Genomic DNA, 18,743 nt, shown 5'->3' on the forward strand with positions numbered 1-18,743 from the left:
TCCATCGCGTCAGTAGCGCCAATGCACGGTCACGCCGTAGGTGCGCGGCCGCACCACGCCCTGGCCGATGCCATTGGTCTCGGGCACGGTGCGGGTAATGCCGCGCTTGTCGGTGAGATTGCTGCCGAACAGGGTCACCTCGGTGTTGCCGAAGGTCATCCGGTAACGCAGATCGAACAGGTTGTAGTTGCCCTGGCGATTCGGGGTGACGCCCGGCACCGCGGAGTTGAGGTCGCTGATGCCGCCGCCGACATACTGGTGCGACAGCGAAATCGTCGGCGAGAAGCGCGTGTCGAAGTGGTAGCTCAGCAGATTGCTGACCGTCCAGTCGGCCGAACCCGGCAATTGCGAGCCGGCCGGCGCGGTGCCGTAGTAGAGGATGAACAGATCCTCGTCCAGCCGCGCGCGCTGCCAGGTCGCCGAACCCTGCCATTCGAAGGCGTCCGTCGGACGCCAGGTGGCGGCCATCTCGATGCCGCGGCTGTAGGCCTTGCCGCCATTGCTCGCGTAGTTGAACAGGTCCGGCGTCTGCAGGCGCAGCTGGATGTCCTTCCAGTCCACGTAGAACAGCGTCGCATCCAGCAGAAGACGGCCATCGGCCCATGTGGTGCGCGTACCGAGTTCGTAGTTGATCAGGCTGTCGCTCTTGGAACCCGACGGCACCGGATACGCGCTGAGACCGGCGGTGTTCGGCTCACCAAAGCGAAAGCCCTCCGAGACCAGGCCATAGACCATCACATCGGCGCTGGGTTGCCAGGTCAGCGCCACCTTCGGATTGAAACCGTCCTCCTCGGTCTGCTGCCGGGAAATGATCGGATTGCCGGGATAGGTCGAGAAGCCGACCTGGGTGCTGGTTGTTTGCACCTTGTTGCGGAACAGGCGGCCGCCGGCGGTGAGCTTCCATTGCTCATTGAAATGGAAGCTGGCCTCGCCAAAAAGCGCGGCCTCCGAGCCGGCGAGATCGGTGAAGTAACTGTTGAAGATCTGCCCGTCCGGCGCGATGACCGCGCCACTGCCGGGTCCGAACAGCGGCGAACGATCGAACGCCCCCGCCGCGCCTTCGGCGCCGATGCGTTCGTACAGATCCTTGTCCGAGTCGAAGTACATGCCGCCGATCAGCCAGTCCACGCGGCCGCCCGGCTTGGACGCCAGACGCAACTCGATGCTCTTGCCCCGGCTCTCGCCGCCGGACACGATGTACAGCGGCGTGCTCAGGTCCAGGCCCAGGTCGGCGTTGTAGGCCGCACGGATAGGCGTGTAGTCGAACCGCCAGTCCTGCTGCTTCTTCTGGTGCGCCAGCAGCGCCGTCAGATCCGCAAAGCCGAGATCCTGGTCAAGCCGCAGGCTGTGCACGGCAATCTTGGTGTTGGTGAATTCCGGCAGCGCGGTGTTGCGCTCAAGGTCACCGAGGCCGACGATCTGATAGCTGTTGTCGTCGCTGTCGCTGTTCTGCAACAGGCTCAGCCAGGTCAGGGTGGTCGCTTCGCTGGGGGTGAGCACCACCGACAGGCGGCCGCCCTCCAGCGTGCTGTCATTGGCGCCTTTCCGGCCCGTGCCGATGTTGTCCAGAAAGCCCGGCGCATCGCGGTACTGCGCCACCGCGCGCACGGCCAGCAAGTCCTCCTTGAGCGGCGCGTTCACCATCGCCTTGGCGGCAAAGCCCACGTCGGCGTTCTTCGTCTGGCTGACGGTGAGCTCGGCGGAGGCATCAAACCCGCTGGCATCGGCCACGTTGGCCACGTAGTTGACCGCGCCGCCCATCGACGCCGATCCGAACAGCGTGCCCTGCGGCCCGCGCAGCACCTCGACGCGATTGAGGTCGAAGGCATCCACATCGGGAATGGCGATGGTCCAACCCGGCTCGGTCAGCGGCACCTCGTTGAGAAAGTAGCCCGTGGTCGGCTGGCCCTGCACATTGCCCGAGCTGGTGGCGATGCCGCGCATCACCACATGGGAAACGCCGGGCTGGTAGCTGTTGAACACCACGCCGGGGGTGCGCTGGATGTAGTCGGCCAACGACTGCGCACCCAGGTCCTGCAACTGCTGGTCGGTGACCGCCGAGACCGAACCGGCAATCTCGCGGACGGACTCGTTCAACTTGCCGGCGGTGACCACCACGGTTTCCAGGTTGGTGGCGGCGTCCGGATCCGTCTGCGGCGCCGCGTCCTGTCCCCAGGCAGGCGTACTGGCCATCAGGCCGAAACAGCAACCGAAACGGATGGCGCGGGTGAGCTTGCGAAGACGCGGATGCGATGACATGACACGGTTCCCCGGGATGGCGATGGAAAGGGCCGCCGGCGGCTTTCGCGCCTCGGCCAACATGGCTGACCCGAGTGAAAGTGAAAAAGGCCACCGCTGTCCAGCAGAATCAACGGACGCCAGGGTTGCCGTAACTGATTGATTCGAATGATGCTGCTGTGCGGTAGGCCGAAGATGTGGTTGGTCTCCCGCAAAAAATATGCAGAATCTGCGGCGAGGACCGCCAAATGGTGAACAACCTGCGGCACCCCCCAACCGCCGGACACCCATGACCGCCAAAACGCCGGACCGCATCGACCTGAAGATCCTGGATGTGCTGCAACAGGACGCGCGCATCACCAACCAGGCCCTGGCCGAGCGGGTCGCGCTCTCGCCCAGCGCCTGCCTGGCCCGCGTGCGCACGCTGGAGGCCAAGGGACTCATCCGCGGCTACCGGGCCCACGTGGCCGTGGACCGCATCCGCTCCGCGACCGTCGTGCTGGCCCAGGTCTCATTCAAGCAGCACGCGCTGGAAGAGTTCACCGAATTCGACCGCCGCATCCTGGCCATGCCCGAGGTGGTGGAGGCCTGCCGCATTTCAGGCGCGTACGACTACCTGCTGCGGGTCATCGTCAACGACGTGCACCACTGGAAAGACATCGCCCGCCTGCTGCTCGGCGGCGACTACGGCGTGGAGAAGATCGTCTCGTACTTCCTGATGGACGAGGTCAAGCCGTTCAGTGGGTACCCGCTGGTGGAGGCGGCGACGACGCAGCGTGGGGGTGGGGGTTGATCTGAGTGGCTCAAGAAATCAGCCACTTACGACAGAGTGGTCGCCGGTGGGACTGAGCAGCTCGCTGAGGCTATTTCAAGAATGTGCGAAAGGCTTGACAATAATTTGCTATATGTCAAATATATCAAATATGACAAATAAAGCCGCGACCGCCCACATCCTCCGCGCCATCCGGGCCAAGCTCGACCTGACTCAGGAACAGCTTGCCGACCGGCTTGGTGTTTCCTTCGCCACAGTGAACCGCTGGGAAGGCGAGACAAGCAAGCCCCAGCGTGCTCAGGCCTCGGCGATTGCTGCCCTGGCCTTGGAGGCTGGGGTCGAAGAGGGGGAGGCAGCCGAGGCTGGTGTCGCCCCCGCTTTGGCACGCCGCACGCGTACTCGTCTCGGTATGACCCCCTCGACCAAGTCGATGGAGCAGATGCTCTGGGACGCGGCCTGCTCCATCCGGGGTGAGAAAGACGCCGCCAAGTTCAAGGACTACCTGCTCCCGCTCTTGTTCCTGAAGCGCTTGTCCGACGTGTTCGATGACGAAATTGCGCGCCTGGCCGAAGAGTACGGTGACAAGGACACTGCACTGGAAATCGCCGAAACGGATCACTCGCTGCTGCGGTTCTATTTGCCCCCCGAAGCGCGTTGGGCGGTGATCAGCGGACGCGAAGCCTACAACTGGCCGCTGGACGACAAGGGTCGCCCCACAACCCCACGCGACATTGGAGAGCACCTGACCAAGGCCGTGCGCGCCGTGGTCAAACAGAACCCCGACCTCTCGGGTGTGATCGACGTGGTTGACTTCGCGGCGGAGCGCAATGGCGAGCGCGACATCAACCCCGCCAAGCTGCGTGGCGTAGTCGAAACTTTCTCCGATCCACGCTATCGCCTCGGCTTGGCCGACGTGCAGCCCGACTTCCTGGGCCGCGCTTACGAATATTTGTTGCGCAAGTTTGCCGAAGGCTCTGGGCAGAGTGCAGGCGAGTTCTTCACTCCGACCGAGGTGGGCTTCTTGATGGCGCACATCCTGCGTCCACGCCCTGGCGAAACCTGTCATGACTACGCCTGTGGTTCGGCGGGGCTGCTGATTAAGCTGCAGCTCGTGGCAAGGGAGCTGGACCCCACCAGCCGAGTACCACTCAAGCTAAGCGGTCAGGAGCTGCAGGCTGAGAGCTTCGCGGTGGCGCGCATGAACGCCATCATCCACGACATGGAGGTGGAGCTGGCGCGCGGCGACACCATGATCAACCCCAAGTTTCGTGACGCCAGTGGGAAGATTCGCGGGCACGACATCGTGGTGGCCAACCCGATGTGGAATCAGCCGTTCGCGCAGGATTTGTTCAAAAACGATCCGTTCGACCGATTTCAGACTGCGGGTGGCATTACCAGTGGTAAGGGCGACTGGGCCTGGCTGCAGCACACGTTGGCCTGCCTATCTGCCGATGGACGTGCTGCAGTGGTGTTGGACACTGGCGCGGTAACGCGCGGATCCGGCAGCAAGAACGAAGATAAGGAGCGCAACATCCGTAAGTGGTTCGTCGATCACGACCTGATCGATGGTGTGATTCTTTTGCCCGAAAACCTGTTCTACAACACCACGGCGGCGGGTGTGATTGTGGTGTTGAACAAGCGTAAGCCCGTCGCGCGCAAGGGTAGGATTCAATTGCTCAATGCCAGTAGGCACTTCCGTAAGGGCAAGCCCAAGAACTATCTGCCGGAGGAGGACATTCGGCAACTGGCGGCGATGTATCTGAAGGGTGAGCCAGTCGAGCGCGAACTGGCGGTAATCACTTTGCAGCAGGCGAAGGAAGCGGATTACAACCTGAGTCCAAGCCGGTGGGTGGGGCAAACGGAAATTGCAGGCGGCGCGAGCCTCAGCGACTTGATCGAGAAGGCCAGGAGTCTCGCTAACGCCGGTCGTGAAATCGACAATGCGCTGTTTGCCATGCTTTCCGAGATCAAGGAGGAATGAAGGATGGAGGACGCAAACATCGAGTGGGTGTCGCTTGGCGACCTAATGGATGCAGGAGCGATTCAGGTCACAACCGGATTTCCATTCGGCGGACACAACGAGAGCGGCGAAGGCGTGCCGCACATCCGTCCCTTCAACGTCGGGACAGACGGCGACATCTATCTGAACCAGATCAAATCAATTCCTACGTCTGCCGCTGCTGGTAAACCAAAGCTTCAGCCGCGAGACATTGTTTTCAATAATACGAATACAAAGGAACTGGTCGGCAAGTGCGCGATATGGTCAAGCGAGCTGCATCCGGTATTTTCCAATCATATGACGCGCATACGCGTGGCGGAGCCGTCATATGACCCTGCATACCTCAACTTCGCCATCCTGCATCATTGGATGGCGGGCAAATCTGAAATGCTGGCGCGCTCGCATGTTGCACAGGCCAGCATAATTGGTGCGCGCTTCCGCGAAATCGAAGTGCCTCGTCGCCCATTCGAGGAACAGCGCATCATTGGCACATTGGTTGAGCAGGTTCGGGCCAGTAGTCGTTCTGAGGCGGCGCAACTTGAGCAGGCCCAAGAACTCAAACGTGCTGCCATGGCCCGCCTGTTCACGCGCGGCCTGCGCGGCGAGGTGCAAAAAGAAACCGAGATCGGTCTAATGCCGCAAAGCTGGGAGGTTGTGTCACTCGGCTCGCTTGGCAAGATTGGCAATGGCTCGACGCCCAAGCGCACGGTTCCAGCATATTGGGTTGGCGGCAAGTTTCCGTGGCTGACGAGTGCCAAGGTCTATGACCGCGAGATTGAGCAGGCAGACCAGTTCGTCACCGAAACGGCATTGGAAGGATGCCATCTGCCGAGGGTCAAACCAGGTGCTGTACTAATGGCGATTACTGGTCAGGGCAAGACCCTTGGCCATTGCGCGGTTCTCAACATCGAAGCCACCATCAGCCAACACGTCGCGTACGTTCAGACCGACATCGAGCGAGCAGTGCCGGGGTTCGTCCGGGGCTACCTCGAAACCCAATACGACAATCTTCGGCAGGTGGCATCAGGCGGCGGCAGCACAAAGGGCGCATTGACCTGCGCGTTCCTGAAAGACCTGCCGTTTCCGCTGCCTCTCGCCCTCGACGAACAGCGCGAAATCGTCGCCATTCTCGACGCCCTAGATCGCAAGATCGCCCTGCACCGGCAAAAGCGCGCTGTGCTCGAAGAAATGTTCCAGGCCCTGCTACACAAGCTGATGAACGGCGAGATCCGCGTCGCCGACCTGGATCTGTCGACACTGACAGAATCGCAAGCCACGGAGGTCGCGGCATGAGCAGGCCTTTGAAAATCAGCGAAGCGGGCACCGTGCAGTTTCCGATGGTAAAGCACGCGGCCGAAATCGGCTGGACGACGATCACGCCCGACGACGCCCGCGCGAAGCGCGGCGGTGATGCGGGCACTTTTTTCCGCGATGTGCTTGAAGCTAAGCTCGCCGCCTTCAATCCCTGGCTGACGCCAGATGCTGTCCGGTCGATCGTCGAAACCTTAGACTCTTTCCCGGCGACCATCGACGGCAACCGCGAATTGCTTTCCTGGTTGCGCGGAGAGCGCTCTTGGTACGACGAGGACGAAAAGCGACACCGGCCCGTTATGCTAATCGATTTCGGACACCCGGCCGAGAACGAACTTCATGTCACCTGGGAATGGAAGATCAAGCCGCCTGCGCGCCCCAAGGGCAATCGCGCCGACGTGATGTTCGTGGTCAACGGCATCCCCGTGGTCATCGTCGAGCACAAGAACCCCAAGGATGGCGGTGCCATCGAGCGCGGCATCAAGCAACTGCGCCGCTACGAACTGGAGACCCCCGAACTGCTGGCAACGACCCAGTTGTTCAACGTCACTCACCTGCTCGACTATTGGTACGGCGTGACCTGGAACGCCAACCGCCGCGATATGGCGCGCTGGAAGCAGGCGCCGGAGGAGACCTATCGTTTTGCCGTACAGGCATTCTTTGAGCCGACTGACTTTCTGCGCACCCTGCAGCACTGGATTCTGTTCTACGTACAGGACGGAGAAACCCGGAAGTCCGTGCTGCGCCAACATCAGCGCCGCGCCATTGACGCTATCCTCGGCCGCTGCGCCGATCCTGCCAAGAATCGCGGCCTCATCTGGCACACCCAGGGCTCTGGCAAAACGTTCACGCTGCTGACGGCTGCACGTCTTATCCTGGAAGACAAGGCACGCTTTGACAACGCCACCGTTCTGCTGGTGGTAGATCGCACCGAACTGGAAGGCCAGCTAAAGGGTTGGGTCGAGCGCCTGCTGGGCGAAATGCAGCAGCAGGACATCGCTGTTCGGCGCGCAAACAACAAGGCTGAACTGCAGGCCCTGCTGGACGCTGACTTCCGCGGCCTGATCATCTCGATGATTCACAAGTTCGAGGAGGTTCGCAAAAACAGCAATCTACGTGAGAACGTCTACGTCTTTATCGACGAGGCGCATCGCTCTGTGGCAAAGGACTTGGGCACGTACCTGATGGCGGCCACGCCCGAGGCCACCATCATCGGCTTCACCGGCACGCCCATTGCGCATAGCGTGCAGGGCGAAGGCACGTTCAAGATCTTTGGTACTCAGGACGAAGCTGGTTATCTGGACAAGTATTCGATTGCCGAGAGCATCGCCGACGAAACTACGCTGCCCATCAAGCACGTGATGGCCCCTAGCGAGATGACGGTGCCCGCCGAGCGGTTGGACAAGGAATTCTTTGCCCTGGCCGAGGCCGAAGGCGTCACCGATGTGGAGGAGCTCAACAAGGTGCTCGACCGCGCCGTGGGCTTGCGCACCTTTCTCACCGCTGACGACCGTATCGAAAAGGTAGCGGCTTTCATCGCAGAGCACCTTCAGGAAAACGTGCTGCCGTTGGGTTACAAGGCGTTTGTCGTCGCGGTCAACCGCGAAGCCTGCGCCAAGTACAAGCAGGCGCTGGACAAACTGCTGCCACCGGAGTGGAGTGCGCCGGTCTATACGCAGAACGTGGCGGACGTCATCGACCGCCCGCTGGTGGCGAAGCTCCAGCTTTCCGATGAAGCCGAAGAGCAAGTGCGCTTGCTGTTCAAGAAACCGGCCGAAGACCCGAAAATCCTGATCGTCACCGACAAGTTGCTTACCGGCTACGACGCGCCGCCGCTTTACTGCCTCTATCTCGACAAGCCCATGCGCGACCACGTGTTGCTGCAATCTATCGCGCGCGTGAACCGGCCCTATGTGGACGCTAACGGAGTGCAAAAGCGCGTCGGCCTAGTGGTGGACTTCGTCGGCGTATTGCGCGAGCTAAAGAAGGCGTTGCAATTCGACTCCAGCGACATGGGTGGCGTAATCGAGGACTTGGATGTCCTGTTGCAGGATTTCCTGCAGCGCATCGCGCAGGCCAAGCAGGAATACCTCGATGCCAAAATGGACGGTACGCCGGACGAGCGGTTGGAAAAGCTGGTGTTCGGTCGTTTCCTTGACCCGGAAGCGCGCAAGACCTTCTTCGATAAGTACAAGGAAATCGAGGCGCTGTGGGAAATCCTCTCGCCCTCGCCGGAACTGCGGGATCACATCGCCAGCTACAAGCAGCTGAGCGAGCTTTACGCAGCGGTGCGCAATGCCTATGCGGAAAAAGTGGGCTTCGTCGCCGACCTGGCTTATAAGACGCGGCGGCTTATCGAGGAAAGTGCCGAGCAGCAGGGCCTAGGGCGGCTGACTAAGAGCGTGATCTTCGATGTGGCGACGTTGCAATCTTTGCGCGGTGACAAGGGTTCGGAAGAGGGTAAGGTATTCAACCTCGTGCGCGGCTTGCAGAAGGAGATTGACGATGATGCCGCCGCCGCGCCGGTGTTGCAGCCGTTGAAGGAACGCGCCGAACGCATCCTGAAAGATCTGGAGGAGCGCAAGACCACGGGTCTTGCCGCGATGGATCAGCTTGCGGCGCTGGCAGCCGAGAAGGATGCCGCGATGAAGGAGGCGCGTGAAAGCGGCCTTTCGGCGCGTGCTTTCGGCGTTTTCTGGGTGCTGCGCGAAGACGCCGCGGTCAAGACAGCTGGCTTGGACGCAATGGCTCTGGCGAAGGATATCGAAGAGCTGTTGGGCCGTTTCCCCAATGCTCAGGTCAATCCCGACGAGCAGCGTCGCTTGCGCGCGGCGATTTACAAGCCATTGCTTGGATTGCCGCCCGAGAAACGTGCGCGCACCGTCGATCTAGTACTCGGATTGCTGATCGAGGATTCGGACGGATGAAGTCACCCCTTTACCCAGAGCAAGAACTGAAACGTCGCGCAATGGCGTGGGCGCTAAAGCTAAAGGTAAATCCTCGGGTAGTTCGAGTGCAGGAAATGCGTCGAAAGTGGGGATCCTGCTCTTCGTCGGGGATAGTCACGTTGGCCTGTGATCTCCTCGACCAGCCGCCAAAATTTCAGGACTACGTGATCGTTCACGAGTTGCTGCACCTGCGCTATGCAACTCATGGGCGGGTCTTTAAAGCGTTGATGAGCGCGCATGTTCCGGGGTGGCAGGTGATGGAAGCGAGACAGATCCGGGATCAAACGTGCACCGATGGTAGAAAGTGATTTCGACAAATTGAGAAGGTATCCGGGCGAAGGCTTTCCATTTGGTATATGGAAACTCGCTTTCAGCATGGAACGCATCCTTATCTGAGTAACTTTCCTGTTCATCGCTTCGGTCGCGAGCGTCGAATATCCTGCGAGACATGTGTGCGTTCGACCACCCCTGCACAACCCATTAGCAACGGATTTTCACGTCTCGGGAACTAGCCGTTGTATGAGATATATGAAGTGATGAGGGTCGATTGCCGGAACCACACTAGCAAGCGTTGCAACAAACAAAACAAGAGTTGCAGGACGAGAGAGTCACTCCACTAACATTGAACGCCAAAGCATTGAACGTGTTCGACGATGAAGGCAGACTCGTCGCCGGAGTCTAGAAACTCCTTCGTAACGTAGAGTTGCCGACGAAGTTTTAGGTGACTCTCATTGGTACCAGCACCATATCGGTACTCCGACGCATGTCAGCTCTGCGTCGGGAGGGCGGCTAATAAAACACCTCTTCTTGAGGGAATACGCCCGCCGACGTTACGCGGTTTTCTAGCCTCCCGACATCCCCGTTTTGCCCTTCCGCAAACGGGGTTCTTTCCCCACGGACTGGAGTACCGCCGATGAGTTCTGATGCCCCCGCGACCCCGTTGCCACGCACGGGTTATTTCTTTTCCGAAGCCGCAATCTACGAGTTGAAGCAGTTGCGCAACCAGCTCAATCTGATGAGCTGTCTCAGCGCCGCGTGTGGTGGCGATGAGGACAACGAGCCGACCATGGCGATTCACCGCTGGTATGCGAGCTTCGAGAACATGGAGCGCCAGGTGGACCGGATCATGAGCCAGTCGGAGTGGATATCGGTCCGGCCGGCTGAGGCTGGCGACGGTCCCAAGCGGAAGGTGCTGAAGCGCAAGCGCGCGATGCGCTAGCACCGGGCGACGGTCATGTCAGGGCGATGTGTTCCGCCCTGGCATGCGTTGGCGGAGCAGGGCCTGCCTTGGAGGGCTTGGGTGCGGGCGTAAGAAGGATTTCGGGCAAGGCGCCCGCACGCGACCGCCTGTCGCGGTGCGTGGGGGATGGGGACAACTGGCTCGTCTGGGTTTTTGTCACCCAACGATGAGGTGTTCCATGCGCAGTCTGCTGGTGTTCCTGTTCGCTTCGGTCCTGGCTACTTCCGCGATGGCCGGCAAGGCCCCGCCCTACACGTATGTCCGCGTCGGCAGTGCGAGCGATGTCTCGCCGGCTACCACGTCCGGCACCGTCCTGATGGGCGGCGGCAGCGATGTGGATGCCGCCTTCCAGTGGCTTTGCAACCTGGGCGGCAACGGCGATTTCCTGATCATCCGCGCCACCGGCGCCGACGCCTACAACCCGTACGTGCAGGGCCTGTGCCCGAACGCGAACTCGGTCGCCACGTTGATCATTCCGGACGCGGCGGCGGCAAACCATGCAGACGTCGCGGCCATCATCGCCAAGGCGGAGGTGGTGTGGATTGCCGGCGGCGATCAGTCCAACTACATCAATTTCTGGAAGGGCACGCCGGTGCAGTCCACGCTCAACGCGCGCATCGCGCAGGGCGTGCCGGTGGGTGGCACGAGCGCCGGTCTCAACGTGCTCACCCAGTTCGTCTACAGCGCGAACGCCAGCCAGGGCGCGACCAGCAGCCAGGCGTTGGCGGATCCGTTCAACCGCTATCTGACCTTTGACCGTAACTTCGCCGCGGTGTCGACGCTGCAGGGCATCATCGGCGATCCCCACTTCGCCGCGCGCGACCGCATGGGCCGCAACCTCGCCTTCCTGTGCCGCGTGGCGGCCAATGGCTGGAGCTCCGCGCCGCGTGGCATCGCCGTCGATGAAGCGACCGCCTTGCTGGTCGCCAACGGCGGCTATGCCAGCGTGGTCGGCACCGGCAAGGTGTACTTCCTGCAAGCGCCGGGATTGCCGCAGGTGTGCTCGGCCAAGCAACCGCTGACCTACCGCAACATCGGCGTCGCACGCATCGCCGCCGGCGATGGCTTCGATCTGGTCAACTGGGCGCCGGTGGGTGGCACCACCTACACGGTCACGGCCGAAGCCGGTGTGCTGAGTTCCACCCAGGCGGGTGGTTCGGCTTATTGAAGGCTTGTGCGGACAGCGCACGAAAGTCAGATGTCCATGACGATGGACAAACCGCAGTCGATGGCCATGCCAGGGCGATGTGTTTCGCCCTGGCATGCGCCGCGCGATTAAACCGCCAGGCAGGAACGGCGTTACAAACGTGACATCAAATACTTTGAAATCAAAAGCTTGCATGTAGGCGGTCGTCTTCCTATGTTCGAATTGCGAACCAATTGGGTTCGTGTGCAGAGAGGCTAACTCCCTGCAATCGACTAAGGGGAAGTCATGCAAGTCCATCACGCCGTATCAGGCCGTTGCCCTATAGGCGCGGCCGTCGTGTTCGCTGTTGTGTCGCTCTCGTTCCATGGGCCGACGCTGGCGCAGGAAGACAAGGACAAAGTAAGCCGCGCCGACAAGCCGTCCGCCACCAACCTGGACAAGGTCACGGTCACCGGTTCGCGCATCAAGCGGGTCGATATCGAAGGCCCTTCGCCGGTGACCGTCATCACGGCGGACGATATCCAGAAGGAGGGCTTCTCGACCGTCTACGAGGCGCTTTCCACGCTCAGCCAGTTCACCGGCAGCGTGCAGAACGAAATCAACCAGAGCGGCTTCACGCCCAACGCGCAGTTCATCAACCTGCGTAGTCTCGGCCCCGGCTATCAACTGGTCCTGCTCAACGGCAAGCGGTTGGCCGACTATCCGATGCCCTACAACAGCCAGTCCAACGCGGTCAGTCTGAGCAGCATTCCGGCGGCGGCGGTGGAGCGCATTGAGGTGATGACCGGCGGCGCGTCCGCCATTTACGGCTCCGATGCCGTGGCGGGCGTGGTCAACATCATCACCAAGTCCAATTTCGACGGCGACTCGCTGTACGTTCGAGGCGGTACCACAACGCGCGGCGGTGGCGATACCGGCCTGTTCCAATGGACCGGCGGAAAGACTGGCGATCGCTGGAACCTGATCTACGCGCTGGAGTACTTCAACCGGGAGTCCATCCTCGCCTCGCAGCGCGATTTCATGGATTCCTACCATGACAATCCCCGGTACCGAAACGATCCGCATAACGCGACTGCCGTCAGCGGTGTGTACCTGTACCGGAATGGCCCGGGCTATGTGTGGCCGGACGCGAGCGGCAAGCTTTCCGATTCGGCGGATGCGCTTCGCTATGCTTGCACTGCGACCTCGCCGGACTTCCAGCCCTACCGCTCCGCGCGCAATGTCACCGACGAGAACCGGTGCGGCTATTTCGGCTATCCGGCCACCCAGTCCATTCAGAACAGTTTCGACAAGGCATCGGCATACCTGTCCGGCACCTTTGACTTTGGCCAGGACACGCAGGCCTACGGCCAATTGCTGTACACCCATTCGAAGAATACCGGTGCGAGTGCAACGCGGTTCTGGCAGACGGCCGGCTGGGTCCATGACCCCGACATTGGCTATGTGCAGGCGCAGAGGATCTTCACGCCCTCCGAAACAGGAGGCTCGCAGAAGTCCGTCTTCGAGGAAGACACGCTGAGCCTGCACCTGGGGGTCCGTGGCACGTGGCGGGACGGCCGTTTCGATTGGGAAGGTTCGATGTCCCATGCCCGCTATGACATGAGCATCAAGACGCCTTACTTCACCACGGACAAGGTCAACGACTATTTCTTTGGCGACCTGCTGGGACATGTCGGGACGAACAAGTACCCGAGCTATCACGTGCGGGTCGACCGCCTGTTCAGCCCGTTGTCTACAGCGGACTACCAATCGCTGATCACGACCGTCCACTCGACGGCGGAGTCCCAATCCAGCCAAGGTCAATTCACCCTGACGGGCGATCTGTTCGACCTGCCGGCCGGCCCGGTCGGCATGGCGCTCGTCGTGGAAGGCGCACGCCAGAAGTATTCACTGGCTCCCGATGTGCGCAGCACGCCCGACTATGCCGGCAAGGACAGCATCTACAACCTGACCAGCACCCGGGGTGGCGGGAGTCGCGACCGCTACGCGCTCGGTGTGGAGTTCAGCGCGCCGCTGCTGCACAACCTGAAGGCCAACCTGGCCGGCCGCTATGACCGCTACGACGACCAGACCGACGTGGATGGCGCGTTCACCTGGCAAGCGGGCCTGGAATGGCGTCCTTTGAGTGCGCTGCTGCTGCGTGGCACCCATGCGACCAGCTTCCGGGCACCCGACATGCACTACGTTTACGCCGGACACTCGGGCGGCTATACCTACATCACCGACGCTTATCTCTGCCGGGTGAAAGGCATCGACCCGGCCTCGCCGGACTGCTCGGGCGCGGACTACAACTATCAGGTATTCCGGACCTACGAGGGCAGGAAGGATCTGAGAGAGGAAGAGGGACGTTCCAGCACCGCGGGCGTCGTATGGGACGTGATGAACCAGATGTCCATCAGCCTTGATTACTACAGCATCAAGCTGGAGAACCAGGTAGGCGAAATCCATTCAGACTATTTGATGCGTAACTACGCCGACTGCCGCCTGGGCACGGACACCCGGGGAAACCCGGTGGACACCACCTCTCCGTCCTGCCTCCACTTCCTGGGCCTCATCACCCGCGATACTTCCTCGCTGAGCAACGGCAAGGTGACTCGCTACGCTGCCTATCCCGTCAATCAGGCGATGACCCGTTCGGAAGGCTTCGACGCTACCTGGAAGTACGCGCTGGACACGGACCGTCTGGGCAAATTCAACTTCCAGCTCAACTACACCCACGTCACAAAGCTCGAACTGCAACGGTTCGCCGATGACGAGGTGGAGAACATCCGCGACCATCGCCGCTACTTCAACTACCGCAGTCGCGCCAACTGGCTGGTCGGCTGGGAGAGGAACGATTGGCGCACCAACCTGTACGGCTATCGCTACGGATCACTGCCCAGTTGGGACGAAACCCATCGCATCGCGCCGTACTTCCTGTGGAACCTGGACGTACAGAAGAAGATTACGCCCAAGGCCACCATCGGCTTCAGCGCGGTCAACGTCTTCAACAAACTGCATCCCCGAGACGACAGCTTCACCAGCTATCCCTTCTTCTGGCGTTCCTACAGCCCGGTGGGGCGGCAGGTGTTTGCCAACTACCGGTATACCTTCTGATTTGCCGAAGTGTCCTTTGCAGTCCCCTTGGACCCGGCGTTAGCCGGGTTCTTTTTGGGTGGCATCGCAGACGACATCAGATAGTGATTGTGGGGAGTAAGGGCGGGAATAGCTTAGGCAATCAGTCTTGTTTTAAGCCGTCAATGTTAAAAGCTCTATGGAATGGATGGTTTCGGGGTGACAAGAGGAAGTGCCACAGATGAAGGTGCGGGTGGCGCCACCGGCGGTGGCGTATGACCTTTGACGATCTGAGAGATCACCCCAAGTAGGCCATTGAAGCCCGCGAAATCAATCGTCTTGGCGTTAGGCTTAATGACCTTCTCCGCAAACCATGCCTTTCCATATTCATTGGGGCCAAGCGTCTTGTTGGCCAGGCTCAACGTCTTGCCAGAGAGTGTTATGGCAAGCGTTGCGGCATCGAAACAATCTTCGATGCAATGACTCGGTGCTCCTGTGATATGAGGTGAGGTCAGCACGACGTACAAGTTTCCGTGAACGTGAACGGACTGCGCGCCAGCAGGCATGGGCATTTTGTAAAATCCCTTGAGCAACCCGAGAACTCCTTTTGCCCCAGTGTCATTGTCGAAGATGGCAATCACTGGCATTGAACCTTTTGGCCCCTTGATATGGCGATATTCTTCTGCGTATTGATGAACGAATTCCTTCAGTGGTCCGTCTCCCCCTGAGAGCCCAAACAGGCGTTCCATCGAGCGGGTTAGGCGCAAAAATCGAACCGCAGGGACCCCAGTCTTGGGAGCGACTAACTCTGGGAAAGTAGCGGCGAGACTTCTTATCGCAGAGGCGAGATAAATGCCGTCGGTTTTTCCTTCCGAGATTACGAGTGGGCGTTCGTGGCTTGCAAATGTCGTATAGAAAAGAAACCGACGGAGGAGCTTCTCATTGCCTGTCAGGCATTCAGGAGCCGGCGTCGAAGTCGAGGCTTGTCGATATCGCTCTGCTTGCAATGCAAAGCTGAGCATTCCTTGCAGTTGATTCCGAGTCCCAGTTTTTACGGAAACTTTCGTCGATGCTGCGGTATCTAGCTCGGTCGCTGAATAGGTAAAACTTCCAGTAGACCGTAGGCGATCCACCATAGCGCGCAGTTTGCGGCGATAGTCAGAACTTACATTGACATGACGATTGACTACGATCCCGGTCACGTCCTGGCGCGAATGGTGGTATTGCAGTCGCGTTTTTTTTGGGTTTAATTTGAAACCACAAGCCGATATCGTGTTCATCACGTCACTTGAAAGTGTCCAGACATGACTTCCGGTGACAAGGCTGGCGATGGCGGACGGGAAATCCGGCAAAGACGTTGAAATGGTGATGTCATCCGCGTAGCGTGAGTACGAGCATCCATTTGCGCGAGCTAACTTGGCCAACCTTATATCTAGAATATTCCCAATTAGATTGGAGATTATGGGCGATGAAGGGCTTCCCTGTGGAAGCTTTGCGTTACAGCAAACTAGCTGAGCGATAAGCATCGCCACATCGCTATTGAGCTTGAAGTGCCGGTTTGCTATGAAAAAGCCGCGAACTCGGCCGAAATTAATCGTTCCAAAAAAATCTTCAAGATCAAAATTAAGAACATACTTCTGGCGGCGATGCACATCAGCATTGGTGAAGATCGAGTGGTGCTTCTTAAAGCCGTGCGCCAATCGCTTCTCGACGCCGAGAGTACTCTCTATTTCCTTTTGACACTCCTCAAGAAGGTTGCAAAGCTTCCGCTGCACGAGCTTTAGCTTTGGCACCGGTGCATGGATGGTGCGCTTTCCACCGGAACGTTTTGGGATATCAAATGACGTGTATTTCGCGGGATCACGCAGGCCTCGTGCGATATATCCCAACGTTTGGGCTTTGAAGCCGAGAAGCAGAGCCAGATCGCCAATGCTAGAACATGCTTTCAAGGCAGCGAGCTTGCTCATATCACATCCCTGTGTGAGAAATGAGGGTTGCAGGAACTCTTTAGCTAACATGCGACCGCTGCGCTGCAATCCGCGCCATCGGGGCAAATCCATCCAGTAATTGTTTCTGATGCCGCGAAACGGCGGCGACCAAATCTTCCTGCAACCCCCAATATATAAACTAGCGCAAATCAGGCGGCGCCGCTAGTGGAGGGGTACGTCTGGCCTGTCAAGACTTTGAATCGTATGGCCTGAGATTGCGCTTTTCCAAGATGAGGGTAGTCCGGCTACCATGTCGCTTCCGCTGGAAATGAGTCAGAGTACGTTGTAACGATGAGCGGCTAGTTCTATAAGTAATGCTCAGGAAATAGCGCTCTGAGGCATGCCCCCCGAGGGGGCAAACAGATTCATGGGCAAAAGGGGGGCGGTCATTCCGGTCCTTCTGCGTAGACTGTCTAAGTTGTGAAATGGAATGAATAGGAGCCGTATCTTTGCTGCAATATGCGCGAAGATGTCGAGCAGAAAACCTGTCATGACAAGGATAACCAAGGAGGGACCATGGAGCGCAGAGAGCGGGATTGGCATTGTTTGGTGGAATCCACTTGTCTGGAAAGTGCTGGGGGAGAGAGACCTTCTTCTCGTGGGCCAGGAAGCATCATGCGGAAGGCTATGCTGCTCTTGGTGGGACTAGTGTTGCTATGGGTGGGGATCCAGAACGCAAACGCTTCGGATAAGCACTACCCCACTGCCCCCGATGCAAACGCGGGATGCCTTGCAGATGGCGCGGCGGCAGGAGTCCACGCGACCATGGTCAAGAAGGGATATAACTGTCCCCAAGGCTACTACATCGTACGTGGCAAGATAGTTTGGTACTTTGTTTGTCATGTGTATGGGCATTACATCAGTGATCCAAACAACAGATTCAGTCAGTTGCCATGTGGACTCTATGATTCAAACGTTGCCAACAATCACTACGCGAACCTGGTATGTGAGAACGGACAGTCCTGGGATCCGCAAACCCGTCAGTGCGGAAAGCCAAACGAGGACAGGAATCTAGGGGTCCCACCCTGTAAAGACGGTTGCTTTGATGGCATCAATGCCGGAACGGGCAATAGATTTGAAGTTGTCGCGGACTATGTGGGAACGGGGCCGCTGCCACTCACTATCAGGTCGACATACAACTCGGCGGTTCCCGCGCATCCCATTGAGTCGTCACGGCTGATACTGGGAAAGAAGCGCGCATATCGGTATGTTCAGTCAATTCGGAAGGTGAGCTTCCCTGGCGAGGAAGATACCGCCTACTTCATCCACGAGGACGGGCGGGTTTCGAGGTTTTTTCGGAGTGGACAGAATTGGGTGGCATTCGGAGGCAGCAAGCTACGCCTGAGTGCCTCTTATGGTGCGGGAGGCGATATTAGTGGATGGCGACTGGACGATGGGGAGGGTCTGACATACAAATTCCAGGCCAGTGGCCGTTTGATTGAGATGTCTAACCGACTGGGTGGCTTGAATTCTCTGATCTATGACTCCGTCGGAAGAATACAGGAGGTCATTGATCAGGCCGGTCGAAAGCTTGTTTACAACTATGACGTGAACGGTAGAGTCGACAATATTGTCACCCCCGGCGGTGGGCAGTTGAGCTATGAGTACGACGCCAACGGCTATCTGACACGTACGGTTTACCCCGATGGAACCAGTAAGAGATACCTGCACGACGAGTCGGCGCTTGTAGCCGCGGGTGCGGAAGAGGGGCTGCTGACGGGAATTGTGGATGAGAGCAACGTGCGCTACTCCTCAACGACCTACGACACCTCTCGTGCGATTGGGACGAGCCTTGCAGGCGCCGTAGGACAAAGTTCTGGCGCGTACCAGTTGGATCAGTCCCAGTCATACAATGGACAAGCGATAGTTACCCTTCCAGGAGGGGCAACGCGAACAACCCAGTTTGCGGCAGTTAATGGAGTGGTACTGCCAGTGTCTTCCATGACAACCTGTACGGGATGCGTCACGGAAGAAACAAGTTATTCGTACGACATGAATGGATTCCAGGATCGTGTCGTGCGCAACGGCATTGCTGAGTCCTATGAC

At 59.2% G+C, this 18,743-nt stretch carries 10 protein-coding genes; 8 read left to right on the top strand and 2 right to left on the bottom strand.

Annotated elements, in window-relative coordinates; genetic code table 11:
- Positions 1-9: 9 nt before the first annotated feature.
- Positions 10-2,259, bottom strand: coding sequence for a TonB-dependent receptor (locus tag IB228_RS18825; protein ID WP_192199521.1), 2,250 nt, complete (start codon positions 2,257-2,259; stop codon positions 10-12).
- 268 nt (positions 2,260-2,527) lie between these two features.
- Here IB228_RS18825 and IB228_RS18830 point away from each other — a divergent pair, with 268 nt between their 5' ends.
- The 8 genes from IB228_RS18830 (at position 2,528) to IB228_RS18865 (ending at position 14,751) form a co-directional block, all read left to right on the top strand.
- Positions 2,528-3,031, top strand: a complete 504-nt coding sequence (locus tag IB228_RS18830) for an Lrp/AsnC family transcriptional regulator (RefSeq protein ID WP_141455199.1) — start codon at positions 2,528-2,530, stop codon at positions 3,029-3,031.
- Between the two features lie 130 nt (positions 3,032-3,161).
- Entirely contained in the window at positions 3,162-4,991 is a 1,830-nt protein-coding gene (locus IB228_RS18835) for an N-6 DNA methylase (protein ID WP_192199522.1), read from the top strand.
- Positions 4,992-4,994: 3 nt separating this feature from the next.
- A complete protein-coding gene (locus IB228_RS18840) occupies positions 4,995-6,302 on the top strand; it encodes a restriction endonuclease subunit S (protein WP_192199523.1) in 1,308 nt (435 codons plus the stop codon).
- Positions 6,299-9,247, top strand: a complete 2,949-nt coding sequence (locus IB228_RS18845; protein WP_192199524.1) for an HsdR family type I site-specific deoxyribonuclease — start codon at positions 6,299-6,301, stop codon at positions 9,245-9,247. The genes IB228_RS18840 and IB228_RS18845 overlap by 4 nt, the downstream gene beginning before the upstream one ends.
- Before the next feature lie 41 nt (positions 9,248-9,288).
- Positions 9,289-9,576, top strand: coding sequence for a M48 family metallopeptidase (locus IB228_RS18850; RefSeq protein ID WP_255431464.1), 288 nt, complete (start codon positions 9,289-9,291; stop codon positions 9,574-9,576).
- Positions 9,577-10,181: 605 nt separating this feature from the next.
- Positions 10,182-10,487, top strand: coding sequence for a hypothetical protein (locus IB228_RS18855; protein WP_192199526.1), 306 nt, complete (start codon positions 10,182-10,184; stop codon positions 10,485-10,487).
- Positions 10,488-10,686: 199 nt separating this feature from the next.
- The gene (locus IB228_RS18860) at positions 10,687-11,676 is read left to right on the top strand and encodes a cyanophycinase (protein ID WP_192199527.1); all 990 of its coding nucleotides are present in this window, start codon (positions 10,687-10,689) and stop codon (positions 11,674-11,676) included.
- A gap of 315 nt (positions 11,677-11,991) precedes the next feature.
- Positions 11,992-14,751, top strand: coding sequence for a TonB-dependent receptor (locus tag IB228_RS18865; protein ID WP_343227106.1), 2,760 nt, complete (start codon positions 11,992-11,994; stop codon positions 14,749-14,751).
- A gap of 155 nt (positions 14,752-14,906) precedes the next feature.
- Here IB228_RS18865 and IB228_RS18870 read toward each other — a convergent pair whose 3' ends face one another.
- Positions 14,907-16,676, bottom strand: coding sequence for a retron Ec67 family RNA-directed DNA polymerase/endonuclease (locus IB228_RS18870; RefSeq protein WP_192199529.1), 1,770 nt, complete (start codon positions 16,674-16,676; stop codon positions 14,907-14,909).
- Positions 16,677-18,743 lie beyond the last annotated feature (2,067 nt).

Source organism: Pseudoxanthomonas sp. PXM04, assembly GCF_014851695.1.
Lineage (GTDB): Bacteria > Pseudomonadota > Gammaproteobacteria > Xanthomonadales > Xanthomonadaceae > Pseudoxanthomonas_A > Pseudoxanthomonas_A beigongshangi.

Coding starts and splice junctions, on each gene's coding strand:
- IB228_RS18825 (WP_192199521.1), bottom strand. CDS start 2,259: ATGTCATCGCATCCGCGTCTTCGCAAGCTCACCCGCGCCATCCGTTTC.
- IB228_RS18830 (WP_141455199.1), top strand. CDS start 2,528: ATGACCGCCAAAACGCCGGACCGCATCGACCTGAAGATCCTGGATGTG.
- IB228_RS18835 (WP_192199522.1), top strand. CDS start 3,162: ATGACAAATAAAGCCGCGACCGCCCACATCCTCCGCGCCATCCGGGCC.
- IB228_RS18840 (WP_192199523.1), top strand. CDS start 4,995: ATGGAGGACGCAAACATCGAGTGGGTGTCGCTTGGCGACCTAATGGAT.
- IB228_RS18845 (WP_192199524.1), top strand. CDS start 6,299: ATGAGCAGGCCTTTGAAAATCAGCGAAGCGGGCACCGTGCAGTTTCCG.
- IB228_RS18850 (WP_255431464.1), top strand. CDS start 9,289: ATGGCGTGGGCGCTAAAGCTAAAGGTAAATCCTCGGGTAGTTCGAGTG.
- IB228_RS18855 (WP_192199526.1), top strand. CDS start 10,182: ATGAGTTCTGATGCCCCCGCGACCCCGTTGCCACGCACGGGTTATTTC.
- IB228_RS18860 (WP_192199527.1), top strand. CDS start 10,687: ATGCGCAGTCTGCTGGTGTTCCTGTTCGCTTCGGTCCTGGCTACTTCC.
- IB228_RS18870 (WP_192199529.1), bottom strand. CDS start 16,676: ATGAGCAAGCTCGCTGCCTTGAAAGCATGTTCTAGCATTGGCGATCTG.